This is a genomic window from Salinicola corii, assembly GCF_008298015.1.
Lineage (GTDB): Bacteria > Pseudomonadota > Gammaproteobacteria > Pseudomonadales > Halomonadaceae > Salinicola > Salinicola corii.
In genome coordinates, this window is the sequence record NZ_VTPX01000015.1 from 1 (window position 1) to 17,661 (window position 17,661).

The following is a 17,661-nucleotide window of genomic DNA, read 5'->3' on the forward strand; positions in this document are numbered from 1 at the left end:
CTCCCTCTGACTGACATCCTCACGCAAACACTGCTGAACAACCCGCAGTTTGAAGCTCTCATCGTATCTCGCCATCAAAAACACCCCGAAGATTGGATGGGTGTCCAACTTTCGGGGTGCAGTTCACCAGTGGTGGTGGCTTTATTTTATTAGCGGATACATGCCAATAGTGATCATTCAAAAGCTTTCAGCGCAGGGTTGGTTGAGAGCGCATAATCAATAAAGTTTAAGGATAACAATGGCTAGGCGAGCAAGCGGATTAAGAACTGTAATAAAAGTAGCAAAAGCCATTGATCGAGCGGCAAAACAAGCGGAGCGGGATAGGCAGCGTCGTTATAGGGAAATCGAGCGAGAAGCAAAGGCTCGACAGCGCCGTGCTGAACAGTCTGAGCGTGCTCGGATGAGGGCAAAAACCCAGGCGATTAAAGACGAATTCCAGACCGCAAAAGCGTGCTTCGAAGACCGGGCCGAGGAGCGCCGTCTCGTCAAAGAAGACATCATCAGTGCATACATGAGGTGAAAACATGGACGTGCGAATCATTGGCCTGGCGATCATTGTCTATCTGGCCTCACTGGGTGTGGTGTACGTACTAACTACTAAGAGATCAGATAAAAAAATCCAGCAATACAGGACACTTACTGAAGCCATCAGTACAGCTGTAACCGAGAAACAGCGAGCAGAAAATGCTCTTACAGGAGAGCTTGAGAAGATTAAGCAGGCTGAAGAGGCCTTCACTCGGCTTGATGCCGAAACTAAAGATCTTCAGGTGCTCCGAAATAATGCTGGTAGCATTGCAGACCAGCTGGCCAAAGATAGAGCTGCTTTAGATGAAGTTGAGGCTTTGATCGCCCAGCACCAGAAATCTGTCGAGGAAAAAGAGACTGCTATCCACGAAATCATGTCAAAGATAGATCTCTACAGCCGCCTGGATACTTTCGTAGAATACGGGCACTTTGAAGTGCCAGAATATCTCTATGAAACGGGAGAGCGTTTCTCAGCCGAGATCAAGATTCTTCGGGATAAACAGAAGTCCATGATCAAAGAAAGTAGCGCCTTTGCTCAAGAAGGTGAAGTCAATCTCACCGGAGATGGCCGTGTCGATAAAAAGATCATCGACGGTCAAATGAAGCTGATTCTCCGAGCCTTCAATATTGAATGCGATATGCTTATAGGAAAAGTCAGCCCCGCCAATTTTGATCGCACCTTGGGTCGAATTGAAAAGCTTGCCAATGATCTGGAAAAATTAGTGGCCTCCCTACGATGTGGCATCAGCATTGATTACGTCGCCTTGAAATACGAAGAGTGTGGCATTCAATATCAATACACCCTCAAGAAGAAAGACGAGCAGGAAGAGCAAAAGCTAATTAGAGAGCAGATGCGCGAAGAGGCCCGTGCAGAAAAAGAATATCGTAATGCCTTGGATGCAGCAGAGAAAGAAGAGAAACTTTACCGTGACATCTTGGAAAAAGCTCGCAAGGAACTAGGTCAGAGCACTGTCGAAGAGCGCGCTCTTGTCGAGGCCAGAGTTGCAGAACTTGAACAACGCCTTGCCGAAGCTGAGGCCAAGGAAAATCGCGTTAAGAGCTTGGCTGAGCAAACCCGTCGAGGTCATGTATATGTTATAAGTAATGTCGGATCTTTTGGTGAGCATGTGTACAAAATTGGCATGACACGACGCCTAGACCCGATGGATAGAGTAAAAGAGCTAGGTGATGCTAGTGTTCCATTTTCTTTTGATGTGCATGCTATTATCTTTTCCGATGATGCGCCTGCAATGGAAACCTCACTCCATAGGAAGTTTAGGAATCATCGTGTAAATGCTGTCAATCTTCGCAAGGAATTTTTCCGTGTCGAGCTTAATAGGATTCGAGATGCTGTTGAGGAAATTGGTGGTGAGGAGGCCGATTTCAAGACTACGATTGTTGCGGAGGAGTTTTTTGAAACGAATCGTTTACGTGAAAGGACGGTTGCCTAATACGACGATGGAATCTGCGTTTGACTGCAGTGTCGATAGGGTGGCCAAGATGACTGCTAGCGACCCAAAGCCGCCATGGCGACAAAGGCAGCAAGCACGCTCATTAAGGGGTATGCAGCATGCACTATGATCGCTGTTATGTAGCCGAGCTATATGTGACTTTCTATATTTCGGTGCTTTAGGGGTCTGCATGCAAGCGGCATAACATTCTTGAACGCGCGCGCTCGTTCAAGTCAATAAACGAGCGCGCTGTCTAATACCTGTTATATTTTTGTGGAGTATTAGTCGTTGATTGAATATCGAAAGGCGAAATTCGAAGAAGTAGATGAATTAAAGAAGCTTCTCTGGAAATATGGCCCCAATGAATGGAACCACTTAACTAAAGAAGGTGTAAGTCAGGAATTTTATCTTGTATGTAGTGGAAATGCGCAAGCCCTCATAGCAACACATGATTCAAAAATTATAGGTTTTGCTGTTCTCATTGACGGCATATTTAGCCCAAGTTACCTTGAGAAGTATTGCTCTTTGGAAAACATACAATTTATAGGAGATGTTGTTGTTTCTTCATTATGCTCAGGCAAAGGTGTTGCAACAAAATTGCTAAATGAGTGTTTGGCAGTGGCTAAAAGTAGAAAAGCTAGTGCTGTTTTAATTGAAAGACACGAAGACAATCTAGCTTCAGCGGGAATGATGCGAAAGGCTGGGTTTAAAATAATGGACACTTTTCATGATCCTACCAAGAGAACCGCAGGCTCTCAAAATAGTGTAATACTTGAACGCAAAATATAATAAAGCATTGCACCGGACTAGCCGATGAATGCGGCGTTAGGCTTTGATCGCTCAAGGCTCAAGGAAATGTGATGGCACTTGGAATGAATCGACGAGAACAGCTGATTGCAGACGAGCTTGAAAAGCTTCAAGGCGTTTGGCAACAAATCTCCTTGGAAGCGGACGGCGTTGTGTCCTCCTGATGAACATACGGTTCCTGGGGCGCTCTGCTACTTGTCTACGACGCTGTTCACTGTTCGTACGCGCGATGGAACGGTCCTTATTGAAGGGAGCTTCGAGATCGATCCTTCGAAACATCCGAAACGTATCACATGGATCGATTCCATGGGGCCCGACGCAGGGAAACGCCTACCGGCTATCTATAACATTGATGACGACCGTTTCAGGTTTATAGCTGCTGATGAGGGGCAGCCATGGCCCACCGAGTTCAAGACAGTACCGGGCCTCACAATGCGTTCATTCAGACGGCATGGGCGAATTAACAATTGAGGTGCAACTCACGCCATATCAATGCCTAACAAGACGCTCCAGTCGACCATCCAACCGCTACGCAGTAGTCGGCGGCTGAGCTTAGGCGTTAAATATCAGAAAAATTTCAATGGCCGCTCTTGGCCGAATTCTGATCTTAAGGCTACTCTGATGGAGGAGGCAACTGACGACCCAAAGCGGACGGGCTGAGTACGGTGCGAAAGCACGTTCGGGGGTGTTATATAGCAGGTACGGTTATCGGCGCTATGTTGCCGAACTATAGTTAATGTCGAGCAATTTCAATAGATTGGGATGCGGATAGTGTGCTAGATAACATTATTGAACGCGCAGGCGCGCTCAAATCAGCAAACGATCGCGCTATCTAATACCTGTTAGGCAGCACGAGTGCGAATAATTAAGCTAGCAATAAGAAGGTGATTTAAATGGGAACATCGATAGAGCTGTATGCAGGGAACGTTTCTCTGTCGTATTCCAAAAATCACATGGGCATAGATTATGGGTTTCTTTTTCAAGATGGTGACTTAATACGCCGAAAGTCTGAGTCAATAGACTACAAATATTATGAAGAAAATCCTGAGTTAAAACATGAGGTAGAAAAGGCGGGGGAGGCTTTTGCTAGGGCTCTATATCGCGTTATACCAAGACTAAACATACTCGGCTATACACTTGACGCGGCACGTGCTGAATACAATTCGTTGATAGCAGAAGCGGAAGAGATCTCAAACGATATTGATATAGATGAATCAAAAAAGGAATATCTGACGTTTGAAGAGTTTTGCCACTTGGCATGTCGCTATCCGCTGTCTGAGTTAAAAAACGACTATATAGAATATGACACACAAGATCGAGACACTATTTCTCAAGGTCGTCTCGCAACTGATGTCGAATTGTTTGATCGAGTTCCTTGGCCTGGTGGCTCAGATCTGTATTGGTCTGAGGCCAGTTATCTGTCTTCAAGAGTTTGTATTCTTAGTGCTGAATCTATGCTTCAGGTTTTTGCGCAAAATGCAGAAAATTCTGATGTTGAGGTTAATTGGGAATTTGGTCCTATTGTTCATGCTGGATGGGTTCAACGAGAGGCGTTTCGGGCTGGAGCACTCCAAAAGCAAAAGGTTCTGATAGCAACCGAGGGTACATCAGATACACGCATTATTCAGCGAGCTCTACAGATCTTACGTCCGGATGTGGCTGATTTTTTCAATTTTGTGGATGTCGATGAACGACATCCTTACTGGGGAACGGGCAATCTAGTAAAGTTTGCAGAGGGGCTGTTACGAATCGAGGTCTTAAATCAGGTCTTATTTGTTTTCGATAACGATGCAGAGGGCGTTGATGCTTTGCGCAAATTTGAAAATTTGAATTCCCCTACCAACATGAGGGCAATGCTACTACCTGATCTTGATGAATTTAGGGAGTTTGTAACTCTCGGACCTGAAGGAGTTAGTACCTCTGATATAAATGGTAGAGCTGCTGCGATTGAGTGTTATCTTGATCTTCACCTAGATCAATACCCTCCAGCACAGGTCACATGGAGTAATTTCAAAAAAGATATCGATGCATGGCATGGTATTTTAGATCACAAAGAATCCTATTCAAAGAATTTTTACGAGCAGCCCGATAACCACTTGCTTGATGGTAATTATAACGTGTCTAAGCTATTGAAACTAATAGATACGCTAATCCAGGAAGCTGGATTGGTGACTCCGATTATTTGAGGAGCTTCTTCACGTTTTACATTTTGGAAAACTTGAGCACCTTGCTTAACAAGGCGCTGCTGTCGGACAAATTTTACGCTGCGCTTCAAATTTGCCGCAGAGCGCGGCGTTATATAACCAATGGAGATCGAGCGTTGAAAGATAGAGTTAAGTTGAATCCAGGCGAAACCTTAAAGCAAGAAAGCCATCGTTCAAAAGGTACTATGGCTGAGACCGATATCTGGACATATGCAGTTTTGGATTTAAGCGGGAATAAAGTAGGTTCTGTAGTTCATGCGGATCACACTTCAATTAAAGGCTTCAATCGCACCCAATCAGTTGAACAGCGTGATGCGAATGGAAAAATCGTAGTAGATGTAACGTGGTAAAGTTTTCTAATAAGGTGCTGTTGTCACCGCTATCGCGGCTGGGATGGCTTACGCAGCGCTTCAGCTGCCCCAAAGCTTGGCATTAGATCGCACGACATGAGCATGTTGGTTATCTCAGCAATCAACGCCCCGGAAGATCTTCATGACGAAACTCTTCGCGAGCGTGCTTTAAGAGGTCATGCCAGAAGGTCATGTGAGTTCGCGGCGCTAGTCAATGGACAAGAGGCGGGGCTTCTATCTTACGAAGATTGGAAAGAGAAAAATCTTGGGTTCATATATGAAGTATACGTGCTTCCTCAATTTCGGAGGCAAGGCATCGGGAAATCCCTGATTGAGTACGGAGAGAAGCACGCACTTCAGCTCGGTTGCAGATTGGTGCAGATAAAGCCATATGCACTAAACCAAGAGCCAGATACCGATCAACTTGTTGATTGGTATCTTAGTATTGGCTACCTGAGAGCCAAAGAATCGAGCGAAATGTTGGAGAAGCACATTGGCAGTCTCGGTGCGCTCTAACAATTCATTCAAGCCGACGCCGCTTCGCGGCTCGGCTTAACTCATCCGCTATACCTGCTTTGGCTAAATGTCCGCTTTTGGCCGAAAGCGGACGCTAGAACTGATCTCACTCCTCAAGTGCGTAATCAATCGTCGTCACCACCCGTACCCGCTTGATATCGGGGGTGTAGCTGTCGACATCCTCGATCGAGAAGTAGCCTTGGTTGGCGCTGCGGATCTCGCCGACGCGACTGCCTGAGACCCTGGCAAATTGCTGGGCGACGCCGCGGGCATCCTTGGTGGCTTCGGCGACCATCTCCGGCTTGATGTCATTGAGGCCGGTGAACAGGAATTCGGTGCGGTAGTCGTAGTTGGGTGACAGCACGACGCCGGCGCGGACCAGTTCTCCGGTCTGGGGCATCGCTTTCTTGACGCTGTCCACTGCCGGCGTGCGCAGCAGCACCGTGGCTTCGGCCTGGTAACGCTCGTCGGGTCGGTCGGCACCGTAGAGATTGGCGAATCGGTCGGTCACCTGGGGCGAGGTCATGGTGATGTTGTCAGTCTCGAAGCCTCGCTGCGTGAGAAATTCGCGAATGCGGGTTTCCTGGGTGGTCAGCTCGCGTTGCAGCGTTTCCAGTTCGTTGGCGGTGACGGTGTAGTGCAGCGGCCAAAGGGCCATGTCCGCCGGCACTTCGCGCTCCGAAAGGCCCTTGACCGTGACGCTGCGACCGGCGTCACGCCAGGTTTCGGCGGCATCCTCGATGTAGCTGCCACCCCAGATCATGCCGATTGCCAGCAGCCCTCCCAGAACCATCGCGCTTCGCAGCTGTAGCATCTCGTTTTCTCCGGTTTCGATATACGTCGAACGACTCTTCCATCGTAGCCGGTTATTGCGGGCACGAGATGGCTTGCTGCTGTCCGGCATCCGATCCATTAATCCTGGTGATATTCAGTTTTGTGCCAACTGATTAGCAAGCTAACAAGGTGATCTCCATAATCACTTCATCGGTCAGGCCAAGGGGCTGGCCACTCAAACGAAGATGATTGGAGGTTCACCATGAAAACTCGCATTCTCGCCGCTATCGCACTTGCCGTTGCACTTCCTGCCGCCGCTCAGGCCAACAGCGTCATGGAAGAGCGGGCATTCGCCCAACAGCACGAAGCGCTGAATACCCAGGCAACTTCCGAGTATCAGTTGCTGCCATCCGACTATCGCATCAATACCGTCAGCGGCGGTCATAGCACCGCAGCCGATCACTCCCTGGCTTATGTCGCGGCGATCACGCAGCGGGCAACCGATATCACTGGCGGCAATAACGAACTGGTCGGCCAAGGCCAGAGCGATGCCGCTGCCCGGGCGCTGCAGAACGTTAATGGCGGCAATACCGATCGTGGCAACGTGGAAATGACCTTCGCCAGCCTCGATTGAGACGAACTACAGACGATATCCCTGCGTTGCGCCCGTGCTGACGGGCGTACTGAAACGGTAGGCACTGCTTCGGGTTCCGCGACCTTCCAGTACCTCCAACTTCCCCGGTCCACCCCCAGGACCGGGGCTTTTTATGTTCAGTCCTCGTCGTCCTCGGGCGTCTGGAAAGCGCGCTTGTCGTCGGGCAGGCGCACCATGTCGCCCTTGGCGAGATCTCCATGGCTGTTGTGGCGCTCCCCGTCGTCACCGATCAGTGCCGCGACCTTGCCGATGCTGACACCATCCTTGTAGGCCTCGACTTGAACGCGCACCGTGGCGCCGTGGTAGCGGGCGGTCAGCATCATCCCCGGTTGCGGGGTGACACGATGCTGTTCGTCCTTGGCGTAGTGGGCGTCGACACTGGCGCCGCCCGGCGCATCCCACTCGATATGCTTGTGCATGGCGTTCTCCTTGCCGTTAGCGTTGTCGCGGTTTCAGCGTAGTCCCTAATCGACGTCGCCTCTAATCGGTTGATTTGCCGCCGGCATGGCGGGTTTCCCTCGTGTTCGACGAGATCGCGGCCGCGCTGTGATCGTGTCGATCGGGCACGCCGAAAGGTGAAGACACGAACGGTTACGGACGCTTGTCTTTTGGGCGGCTTGCCAGCAGAGTGAATGTGGTCTTTCGCAATCCAACAAAGAGCGACAACAGCGATGAAAAAGACAGTACTTGCACTCGCCATTGCGGCAACCACGGCATGCGCCGGTGTTGCGCAGGCGGATGTCAAAGTGGGATTTCTGGGGGGATTCACCGGCGGTATCGAAAGTCTGACGCCGCCGATCTTCGATGGCGCCAAACTCGCGGTGCAGGAGATCAACGATCAGGGCGGCCTGCTGGATGGTGAAAAGATGGTCATGCCCTCGGGTGATACCACCTGTTCGGATGCCTCGGCCGCTTCCAACGCCGCCGACCGGCTGGTCAACAGCGAGCAGGTGACCGCGATCGTCGGGGCGCTGTGTACCGGCGCCACCATCGCCGCGGCCAACAACGCCGCGATTCCCGGCGGTGTGGTGATGGTATCGCCGGCTTCCACGGCACCGGCGGTGACGGATCTCGACGACGACGATCTGGTCTTCCGTACCGTGCCTTCCGACGCCTTCCAGGGTGAGCAGCTGGCCAAGCTGCTGCTCTCCAAGGGGATCGAGGATGTCGCCGTGACCTACGTCAACAACGACTATGGCCAGGGCCTCGACGACGCGTTCACCAAGACGTTCGAGGCGGAAGGCGGTTCGATCTCCGCCAACCTGGCCCATGAGGACAACCGGGCGGACTACCGGTCGGAGATCGGCAAGCTCTCCTCCGGCGGTTCGCAGACGCTGGTGGTACTGGCCTACGCCGATACGTCCGGTCAGACGATCCTGCGCCAGGCCTACGAGAGCGGCGCCTTCACCCAGTATGCCGGCGGCGATGGCATGGTCGGAAACGCGCTGGTCGACGCCGTGGGCGCCGACGTGCTCGAGGGCATGATCGCGACGCGTCCGGGTTCGCCGGACGTGCCGGGCTCGGACATCTTCAATGATCTGGCCGAGAAAGCCGATATCGATCCCAGTGCGGTGTTCGCGGCGCAGTCCTACGATGCTGCGTTCCTGCTGGCGCTCGCCATCGAAAAGAACGGCAGCGCGGATCGCGAGGGCTTGTCCAAGGCGTTGCGCGACGTCGCCACGGCGCCGGGCGAGACGATCCTGCCGGGAGAGTGGGAAAAGGCCAAGAAGCTGATCGGTGAAGGCAAGGAGATCAACTACGAAGGCGCCTCCGGCAGCGCGGAGTTCGACGACAACGGCGACGTGCCGGGTATCGTGGTCGAAATGGCGGTTGAGGATGGCAAATTTGTCACCAAGGGGGCGATCGACGAATAACCTTCGCCGGCGTTCCAAAACGCAAAACCCCGAGCTCAGGCTCGGGGTTTTGCGTTTCAGGTTTCGTAGAATCGCTCAATTGTGGTGCGCCACCTTCTCCGGGATCAGCCCGCGCGGGGCGAAGCGCAGCACCAGCAGGATCAGCAGCCCGATCACGAACACTCTCGCCTGTAGGGCGCGGCTGTCGAGATTCCCCGGTTGCCAGTCGAACCAGTGCGAGCCCAGTGCGACGATGGCGTGCATCACGGCCAGCGCCATCGGCCCCGACATGATCCAGATCACGTAGACCAGCACCGCGCCGAACAGCGTGCCCAGGTTGTTGCCCGGGCCGCCGAGGATCACCATCACCAGCACCAGGAAGGTGTGGTTGAGCGGCAGGTAGCCCTGCGGATCGAACAACCCGTTGAAGCTGGTGAGCACCGCGCCACCGATCCCCATCAGGATACAGCCGAAGACGAAGATCTCCTGACGGCGGCGATTGATCGATTTGCCCATGGCCGCGGCGGAAACCTCGTTGTCGCGGATGGCACGGATCATGCGGCCCCAGGGGGCGTGATAGGCGCGGTGGAGCAGGAAGAAGATCACCGCGATCATGACCACGGTCACCGACAGGTAGAGTGCACGGGCGGTCAGGAATCCGACCTCGCCGGGGTCCGGTACCGGCCAGGGCAGGGGCGAGATGGTCGCGGTGCCGCGGGTGAGCCAGTCCGAATTCTTGAGGAACGCCTTGATGATCTCGGCGATCCCCAGCGTGGCGATGACCAGATAGTCGCTGCGCAGGCCGAGGCAGATATGGCCGATGAAATAGCCGACACCGCCGGCCAGGGCGCCGCCCACGATCCAGCCCAGCCACACCGGTAGCCCCAGCCCGCCGATGAACTCCACCTGGGACTCGATATCGCCGGTGACGCTGCGCAACCAGCTGATCACGACCAGGTAGCCGACCAGACCGGCGACGATGGCGAGGATCGTGCGCAGCAGCTTGGGCACGCCGATGCGGTCGAGCCGGCTGATGCCGAACACGATCGCCGTGACCACGACCATCGCCAGCAGCACCCAGCCCAGCCGGCCGGGAAGGTCGCTGGCCCAGAACGCATGGTTGACCGGGATGCTGAAGAAGGTCGCCGAGAAACCGCCCAGCGCGACGAAGCCCATGATGCCGGCGTTGAACTGGCCGGCGTAGCCCCACTGGATGGTCAGGCCGAGAGCCAGGATCGCGTAGCAGGAGGCCTCCACCAGCATGCGGGTGGAGTAGGCCGGGCCCATGGTCGCGAAGACGGTGAGAACCACGAGGGCCAGGCCGCCGAACAGCGCCAGCTCGCGGATGGGGAGCGCGTGACGGGTGGAGGTCGCGGAGGAAGCGGGACGTTGCGGTGAGGGGGCAGTCATCAGATCACCTTCCCTTTGAAGATGCCGGTCGGGCGCCAGATCAGCACCGCCACCAGAATGAAGAAGGGCACCACGATCTTGTATTCGGTACCCACCAGCGCCAGGTTGCTGGGCAATTCCAGCCAGGTCGGCAGGCTGTCCCGTAGCGGCCTGAGCAGTACCGACCAGTTGAAGACCGCCAATGTCTCGGCGAAGCCGACCAGGAAGCCGCCGGCGATGGCGCCGTAGGGATGGCCGACGCCGCCGACGATGGCGGCGGCGAAGATCGGCAGCAGCAGGAAGAAGCTGAGGTCCGGCTTGAAGGCGACATCCAGCGACAGCAGCGTGCCGGCGATGGTGGCCAGCGAACCGGCGATGACCCAGGTCAGGGTGATGATCAGCCTGGTATTGATGCCGGAGGCGCGCGCCAGGTCGGGGTTGTCCGACATCGCCCGCATCGCCTTGCCCAGCCGTGCCCGGGTCAGGAACAGGTGCAGCCCGACCACGGCGACGATGGTGATCACGAACAGGATGACCTGCGGCTCGGTGAGGATGATCGGCCGGGTCACGCCCGGCACGTCGATGCGAAAGATCTCCTTGCGCGCATCGACGTAGAGGTTCTGCGAACCGGTGCCGGCGAACAGCCGGATCAGACCCTGCAGCATCAGCGTGACGCCCAGCGAGGCGATCACCATCACGATCGGTTTGACGCCATGGCTTCGCAGCGGCTGGTAGAAGGCGCGATCGATGCCTACGGCCACCAGCGAGGTGAACGCCATCGCCACCGGCAGCATGACGATCGCGGTGGGCAGCCCCAGGGGATCTCCGGCGTGGGGAAAGGCCAGCGTCAGCAGCAGCACGGCGAGGGTGCCGAGCGTCATCATGTCGGCATGGGCGAAGTGGGCGAAGCGCAGGATGCTGTAGATCAGCGTCACGCCGACGGCACCGATGGCGTAGATGCAGCCGGTGACGCTGCCGGCCACCACCACGTAGTTGAAGAAGTAGATCAGCTCATTCACGACCAGCTCTCTTTAACGGAAACGTCTCGGTTTGAATACGGGCGCTGGCAAGCCGGGGCTCGCCAGCGGGACGATGGACATCAACCACCGAGGAAGCTCTTGGCCACCTGAGGGTCGTTGAGGAGCGCTTCGCCGGTATCGCTGAATCGGTTCTGGCCGGCCGCGAGCACGAAGCCCTTGTGGGCGATGCGCAGTGCCTGCTTGGCGTTCTGCTCGACCATCAACACGCCGACGCCGGCGGCATTGATGGTCTTCACCCGCTCGAAGATCTCGTTCATGTAGCGTGGCGAGAGTCCGGCGGTGGGTTCGTCGAGCAGCAGCACGCTGGGTTCGTTCATCAGCGCACGCCCCATGGCCACCATCTGGCGCTGGCCGCCGGAGAGCTCGCCGGCCGGCTGGCGGCGCTTCTCCAGTAGCGGGGGGAAGAATTCGTAGATCTGCGCCTTGAGCCGCGAGACGGTGGCGGGTTTGAGAAACGCGCCCATCTCCAGGTTCTCCTCCACGGAGAGGCTCGGGAAGATGTTCTTCTCCTGGGGCACGAACCCCATGCCCATCTCCACCAGCTTGTGCGGTGAAAGATTGGTGATCGGCTTGCCGCGCAGCCGAATCTCGCCCTGGGTGATCGTCAGCAGGCCGAAGACCGCCTTGAGCATGGTCGATTTACCGGCGCCGTTGGGGCCGACGATGACGCCGATTTCGTCGGCCTCGATCGTCATGTTGACGCCGTTGAGAATGTTCATGCCGCCGTAGCCGCCATGAACGTCAACTGCTTCGAGTAATGGCATTGAGTGCTCTTTGTTATTGCTTGGCGATGGGTTGCCGTCGTGTCTCACGTCCGGAGGCGTTGTAACTCTGGGTGGTTTCGGAGCCCTGGGCGGTTTCGGACCATAGGCGGTTTCGGAACCCTAGGCGGTTTCGGAACCGAAATAGGCTTCGATCACTTCCGGATTGTTCTGGATCTCGCCGATCGAGCCTTCCATCATCACCTGCCCCTGGGCCAGCACGATCACCGGATCGCACAGGCGACCGATCATGTCCATGTCGTGTTCGATGACCAGGAAGGTATAGCCCAGCTCACGGTTGAGCCGCTCGATATTGCCCATCAGATCGCCGAGCAACGTGCGGTTGACCCCGGCGGCGATCTCGTCGAGCAGCACCACCTCGGCATCGGTCATCATGGTGCGGCCGAGCTCGAGCAGCTTCTTCTGGCCGCCGGAGAGGTTGCCTGCCAACTCGTTGCGGACATGGGACAGGCCGACGAAGTCGAGCACTTCCAGCGCGCGACGGCGGACCTCGGCCTCCTGGCGCCGCACTTCTCCCGGCCTCAGCCAGGTGCTGAACAGGTTCTCGCCCTCCTGGAGCGGCGGCACCATCATCAGGTTCTCCAGCGAGGTCAGATGGCTGAACTCGTGGGCGATCTGGAAGGTGCGAAGCAGCCCGCGGTGGAAGCGCTGGTTGGCGGAGAGTTGAGTGATCGCCTGGCCGTTGAGCAGGACCTCGCCGCTGTCGGGCGCGAGGCTGCCGGCGATGATGTTGAACAGCGTGGATTTGCCGGCGCCGTTGGGGCCAATCATCCCGGTGATGGAGCCTTTGGAGACTTGAATGGAGCAGTCGTCGATGACGGTCAGGCCGCCGAACGACTTGCGAATGTTGCGGACATCGATGATCGGCGTCATCGCGTCTTCCCCCGAGCGTTTATTGATATTGTCCTCTGGTGCGCCGTTGGGGTGGCGCGCCTGCCTCTGTCTACCGCGATTTCGACGTCGTCTCGATCGATCAGGCCATAGGTGGCGAGACGGAGCGGCGGTGTCTTGTAGCCGTGATGTTGCCGATTGTACAGCCGTCGTTTGGCTTGAGTAGTTTTTCTTGATCAACGCTACGCCAGCCCAAACGACGACACCCGCCGGAGGGCGGGTGTCGTCGGTGTGGCAACAGCGATTTGACGGCAGCGGTGGATCGCGGGGCGATCAGCCTTTCTTGCCGGCCCGCTTGCGCTCGTTTTCGGTCAGGTGCTTCTTGCGCAGGCGGATGAAGCTGGGGGTGATCTCGACCAGCTCGTCGTCGTCGAGGAACTCGATGGCCTGTTCCAGGGTGAAGCGAATCGGCGGCGTCAGCACGATGTTCTCGTCATTGCCGGAAGCCCGCATGTTGTCGAGCTTCTTGCCCTTGGTCGGGTTGACGACCATGTCGTTGGCCCGGTTGTTGATGCCGATCAGCATGCCTTCGTAGACTTCGGTACCGTGGTCGACGATCAGCTTGCCGCGCTCCTGCAGGGTGTAGAGCGCATAGGCCAGCGCCTTGCCCGGCACCATCGACACCAGCACGCCGTTGCGACGCTCGATCGCGGCGTCCGGTTTGAGCGGACCATAGTGATCGAAGCGGCTGGTCAGGATGCCGGTACCGGAGGTCAGGGTCAGGAACTGGCCACGGAAGCCGATCAGGCCGCGCGCGGGGATGATGAAGTCCAGGCGTACACGGCCCTTGCCGTCCGGGTTCATGTTGGAGAGTTCGCCCTTGCGGTAGCCGAGCTCTTCCATCACCGCGCCCTGATGCTGCTCTTCGCAGTCGATGATGACTTCTTCGTACGGCTCCTGCTTGACGCCGTCGATCTCGCGGATGATGACCTCGGGGCGGCCCACGGCCAGCTCGAAGCCTTCGCGACGCATGGTCTCGATCAGCACCGATAGGTGCAGCTCGCCACGCCCGGAGACCTTGAATTTCTCGGAGGACTCACCTTGTTCGACGCGTAGCGCAACGTTGTGGATCAGCTCCTGCTCGAGACGATCCTTGATGTTGCGGCTGGTGACGTACTTGCCGTCCTTGCCGGCGAACGGGGAGTCATTGACCTGGAAAGTCATCGAGACGGTCGGCTCGTCGACGGAGAGCGGCGGCAGCGCTTCGACGTTGTTGACGTCGCAGAGCGTGTCGGAGATCGCCAGGTTGTCGATGCCGGTGATGCAGACGATGTCGCCGGCAGTGGCTTCGTCGGTCTGGACCCGCTCCAGCCCCATGTGGGTCATGACCTGGCCGATCTTGCCCTTACGGGTCGCGCCCTCCTTGGTGATGATGCTGATCTGCTGGCTCGGCTTGACGCTGCCGCGCTTGATGCGGCCGAGACCGATGACGCCGACGTAGCTGTTGTAGTCCAGCGCCGAGATCTGCATCTGGAACGGGCCGTCGAGCTCGACCTTGGGCGGCTCGACGATGTCGACGATGCTCTTGAACATCGGCGTCATGTCTTCGGCCATGTCGTCCGGTTCCATGCCGGCGATGCCATTGAGCGCGGAGCAGTAGATAATCGGGAAGTCGAGCTGCTCGTCGGTGGCGCCGAGGTTGTCGAACAGATCGAATATCTGGTCGATGACCCAGTCCGGACGGGCACCGGGGCGGTCGATCTTGTTGACCACGACGATCGGCTTGAGGCCCTGGGCGAAGGCCTTCTGGGTCACGAAGCGGGTCTGCGGCATCGGGCCGTCGACAGCGTCGACCAGCAGCAGGACCGAATCGACCATGGACATGACGCGTTCGACTTCGCCACCGAAGTCGGCGTGTCCCGGGGTGTCGACGATATTGATGTGGTAGTCGCGGCCGTTGCCGTCGTTCCAGCGGATCGCGGTGTTCTTGGCCAGGATGGTGATACCGCGTTCCTTCTCCTGGTCATTGGAGTCCATGATCCGCTCTTGACCTTCGGCCTTGCGGTCCAGGGTGCCGGATTGGCTCAGGAGCTTGTCGACCAGTGTCGTCTTGCCATGGTCGACGTGGGCGATAATGGCAATGTTCCTAATGCTCTCGATACGAGCGTTAGAGGCGTTGTCACTCATGGGGCGGTTTCCATCGTAAAATGTGTGCGCCCATGTCTAGGGGCTGTTGACGTTTCAGCGCGAACCGAAGGGCCGGGCGCGGCCGTGCATGAAACGCCGACAGCCCCTAAGTCGATGATCCGCGCTCTAGCGCTGGATCGACGAGTCCCCTGGGCACTGAGTAGGAGGGTCGGGCGCGCATTGTACAGGCAAGCGCGCGACACTGGCTACTTTAGTCTATCGGCGCCATTCGAGCGCTTTTTCGACGACGATTCCGCCGCGACATGCTTGGGTCAAGGGCTCTGAACGCGGCGGGCCAACCCATTGAAAGACGAGGGGGTCATGTCTCCAGAGGAAGGGGAGTGGGAGCGCGCGGAACGAATCATCGAATGGATTCGGACCGACGCCTGGCGCCTGGACGTGCTGCGCCAGGCGCGCGCGTTGCGTCTCCCTGACTGGTGGCTGGCCGCCGGTTTCGTGCGCAACCTGGTCTGGGACCGGCTGCACGGCTACTCGCCATCGACGCCGCTGAACGATATCGATCTCGTCTATTTCGACACCTCTCACGCCAGCGAGTGCATCGACCGGGCGCACGAGGACGAGCTCCGGCGCGTTGCCCCGCTGCCCTGGTCGGTCAAGAACCAGGCGCGGATGCATGGGCGCCATGGACATCGCCCCTACGCCTCCATAGAGGAAGCGTTGAGTGTCTGGGTCGAGTGTGAAACGGCAGTGGCGGTAACTCTCGGCGACGATGATCGCATACGCCTGAAGGCCCTTTTTGGCACCGCCTCCTTGTTATCCGGCCAGGTGACGCACAACCCTAGGCATGGCGATAGCGAGGTGTTTCGGCACCGCGTCATTGCCAAGGGGTGGCAGCGTCGCTGGCCAAGGCTCGAGATTCGGGGATTTTGAACGGGTTCCTACGAGGGCAGATTGCCCAACAGCCAGTCGAACAGTCTTCCCGGACTGTTGGCGACCGGCTGCGTAATGACGAAACGCGGCAGCAGCACCGTGTCGACCGGTGGCTCGAGCCAGCCCGTCCTGTGCGTCAGCACACGTTCGATGCCGGCGTTGGCCGCCAGTCGAGCCAATCCCTTGTCCGCTTGTGCCGAGGCGCTGGTGGCGATGCGAAGCGGGTGGCGACAAAGGACCGCCAACTGGTGCTGGCTTTCGCGGAGCTGTACCAGTGCGGAAACGTCTTGCGTCGTGGCGTGAGGAGGTATCAGGCTGCCGAAGCGAAACAGGCCTCCTTGCTCCAGACGGCGAATGCTAAAGGCATCCAGGGCCTTGTCGGCGAATGCCGGATCGGCATCCAGGGCCGAGGCGACAGCATGCAATGCGGTGGCGTCTTGCGACTGGCCGAGCTCGGCGACGTAGTTCCTGATCGCCTGACTGTAGCGCTCGTCGCGGTGCGTGCCGATGGCGGGCGGTGCCGGCAGGCCGGCTTCGGCGAGCAGTCGCTTTGCGTGTTTGGCCGTCTCATCGCGCCAGAGGGATTCGCCGATGGCCTCGCGCCATGAGCTCCAGGCGCGCTGGGTGACCGGGCAGGGCAGGAACACATTGGCCGGCAACGCCAGCCGCTCGAGGGCCGGCGACACCTGTTTCAGCGTATCGCGCCAGCCGCCGTCGAAGGTGAGGGCGATACGAGGCAACTGGTCGTGATGCAACTGCAGCACGCTCTCCAGACTGACGATCTGCGCACTCTCGCTGAGACTCTCCAATAACTGACGGAAGCTATCCGGCCCCAGGCACCAGTCGGCTCTATGGGGCAAACGTGCCTCGGCTTCATCGTTTAGTACGCGATTCATCGCGAGAATGGCGCTTCGACCCCACAGCGGCTCACTCAGGCTGAGACGCCAGTGACCGCGTAGGCGTTGTACCACATCCTGTGTGCGATCCAGCCTAGGCATGGGTCATTCCATCACTCGAGTCGTCGGTCGCCATCGAAACATGGCGTTGTCCACAGTATCCGTTGCCTATCGATTTTCGGCAAAGGTTCCGGAGAGGATTTGTCCGCTTTCTTTTTTGGTGCAATGAAGCAAATATTTGCGCCAAATTGGTGCTTTTGGTGATCTGAAGCGTCGGCTCATTAATGGTGATGCCCGAGATGGCGCCCAGTAGTGTCCATTGGTTTTTCGATAACATCATTTTTATCAATTGTTTATTAACGGCCATCTGTGCTTTGCCTCATTTTGGCACATTCTCTGCATGGTTATGTAAAAACGGTGTGCGCGTGGGCAAGAGTGCCGACTTCGTGCTACAAAACACGCATGCCACAAAACGGTGTTGGATATTCGCCAACGAATCGAGCCATGGCT

18 protein-coding genes are annotated in these 17,661 nt (G+C 56.8%); 10 read left to right on the forward strand and 8 right to left on the reverse strand.

Going from position 1 to position 17,661, the window contains the following annotated elements:
* Positions 1-238 precede the first annotated feature (238 nt).
* The 7 genes from F0A16_RS18700 (at position 239) to F0A16_RS18730 (ending at position 5,853) form a co-directional block, all read left to right on the forward strand.
* Complete coding sequence (locus F0A16_RS18700; protein ID WP_149437081.1) at positions 239-520, forward strand: hypothetical protein; 282 nt, start codon at positions 239-241, stop codon at positions 518-520.
* Between the two features lie 4 nt (positions 521-524).
* Positions 525-1,976, forward strand: coding sequence for an SNIPE associated domain-containing protein (locus F0A16_RS18705; RefSeq protein ID WP_149437083.1), 1,452 nt, complete (start codon positions 525-527; stop codon positions 1,974-1,976).
* Between the two features lie 288 nt (positions 1,977-2,264).
* Entirely contained in the window at positions 2,265-2,765 is a 501-nt protein-coding gene (locus tag F0A16_RS18710) for a GNAT family N-acetyltransferase (protein ID WP_149437085.1), read from the forward strand.
* A 213-nt stretch (positions 2,766-2,978) separates the two neighbouring features.
* Entirely contained in the window at positions 2,979-3,254 is a 276-nt protein-coding gene (locus tag F0A16_RS22300) for a TIGR03067 domain-containing protein (RefSeq protein WP_420853086.1), read from the forward strand.
* 422 nt (positions 3,255-3,676) lie between these two features.
* Positions 3,677-4,969, forward strand: coding sequence for a HEPN/Toprim-associated domain-containing protein (locus F0A16_RS18720; RefSeq protein ID WP_149437087.1), 1,293 nt, complete (start codon positions 3,677-3,679; stop codon positions 4,967-4,969).
* A 32-nt stretch (positions 4,970-5,001) separates the two neighbouring features.
* Positions 5,002-5,337 carry a hypothetical protein gene (locus F0A16_RS18725; protein WP_223119829.1) on the forward strand — a complete coding sequence of 112 codons (336 nt, stop codon included), beginning with the start codon at positions 5,002-5,004 and terminating at the stop codon, positions 5,335-5,337.
* 96 nt (positions 5,338-5,433) lie between these two features.
* Positions 5,434-5,853, forward strand: a complete 420-nt coding sequence (locus F0A16_RS18730; protein ID WP_149437091.1) for a GNAT family N-acetyltransferase — start codon at positions 5,434-5,436, stop codon at positions 5,851-5,853.
* Between the two features lie 106 nt (positions 5,854-5,959).
* On the opposite strand, the gene F0A16_RS18735 is transcribed toward F0A16_RS18730, so the two are convergent.
* A complete protein-coding gene (locus F0A16_RS18735) occupies positions 5,960-6,667 on the reverse strand; it encodes an SIMPL domain-containing protein (protein ID WP_149437093.1) in 708 nt (235 codons plus the stop codon).
* 222 nt (positions 6,668-6,889) lie between these two features.
* Between F0A16_RS18735 and F0A16_RS18740 the strand changes: the two genes are divergently transcribed.
* The gene (locus F0A16_RS18740) at positions 6,890-7,261 is read left to right on the forward strand and encodes a hypothetical protein (RefSeq protein ID WP_149437095.1); all 372 of its coding nucleotides are present in this window, start codon (positions 6,890-6,892) and stop codon (positions 7,259-7,261) included.
* Positions 7,262-7,398: 137 nt separating this feature from the next.
* On the opposite strand, the gene F0A16_RS18745 is transcribed toward F0A16_RS18740, so the two are convergent.
* Positions 7,399-7,701 (reverse strand): hypothetical protein, encoded by a 303-nt coding sequence (locus F0A16_RS18745; RefSeq protein ID WP_149437097.1) that lies wholly within the window; start codon positions 7,699-7,701, stop codon positions 7,399-7,401.
* A 252-nt stretch (positions 7,702-7,953) separates the two neighbouring features.
* Between F0A16_RS18745 and F0A16_RS18750 the strand changes: the two genes are divergently transcribed.
* Positions 7,954-9,156 carry an ABC transporter substrate-binding protein gene (locus F0A16_RS18750; protein ID WP_149437100.1) on the forward strand — a complete coding sequence of 401 codons (1,203 nt, stop codon included), beginning with the start codon at positions 7,954-7,956 and terminating at the stop codon, positions 9,154-9,156.
* Between the two features lie 75 nt (positions 9,157-9,231).
* On the opposite strand, the gene F0A16_RS18755 is transcribed toward F0A16_RS18750, so the two are convergent.
* From F0A16_RS18755 to typA, 5 genes are all read right to left on the reverse strand, one after another.
* The gene (locus F0A16_RS18755) at positions 9,232-10,545 is read right to left on the reverse strand and encodes a branched-chain amino acid ABC transporter permease (RefSeq protein ID WP_149437102.1); all 1,314 of its coding nucleotides are present in this window, start codon (positions 10,543-10,545) and stop codon (positions 9,232-9,234) included.
* Positions 10,545-11,543 carry a branched-chain amino acid ABC transporter permease gene (locus tag F0A16_RS18760; protein ID WP_149437104.1) on the reverse strand — a complete coding sequence of 333 codons (999 nt, stop codon included), beginning with the start codon at positions 11,541-11,543 and terminating at the stop codon, positions 10,545-10,547. The genes F0A16_RS18755 and F0A16_RS18760 overlap by 1 nt, the downstream gene beginning before the upstream one ends.
* 80 nt (positions 11,544-11,623) lie before the next feature.
* On the reverse strand, positions 11,624-12,328 hold the full coding sequence (locus tag F0A16_RS18765) for an ABC transporter ATP-binding protein (RefSeq protein ID WP_149437106.1): 705 nt from the start codon (positions 12,326-12,328) through the stop codon (positions 11,624-11,626).
* 120 nt (positions 12,329-12,448) lie between these two features.
* On the reverse strand, positions 12,449-13,219 hold the full coding sequence (locus tag F0A16_RS18770; RefSeq protein ID WP_149437108.1) for an ABC transporter ATP-binding protein: 771 nt from the start codon (positions 13,217-13,219) through the stop codon (positions 12,449-12,451).
* Between the two features lie 291 nt (positions 13,220-13,510).
* Entirely contained in the window at positions 13,511-15,364 is a 1,854-nt protein-coding gene (gene typA / locus F0A16_RS18775; protein WP_149437110.1) for a translational GTPase TypA, read from the reverse strand.
* A gap of 321 nt (positions 15,365-15,685) precedes the next feature.
* On the opposite strand from typA, the gene F0A16_RS18780 reads away from it, so the two are divergent.
* Positions 15,686-16,255 (forward strand): nucleotidyltransferase family protein, encoded by a 570-nt coding sequence (locus tag F0A16_RS18780; protein ID WP_149437111.1) that lies wholly within the window; start codon positions 15,686-15,688, stop codon positions 16,253-16,255.
* A gap of 8 nt (positions 16,256-16,263) precedes the next feature.
* Here the strand turns inward: F0A16_RS18780 and F0A16_RS18785 are convergent, their stop codons facing one another.
* Positions 16,264-17,253, reverse strand: coding sequence for a polysaccharide deacetylase family protein (locus F0A16_RS18785; protein ID WP_149437112.1), 990 nt, complete (start codon positions 17,251-17,253; stop codon positions 16,264-16,266).
* Between the last annotated feature and the right edge of the window lie 408 nt (positions 17,254-17,661).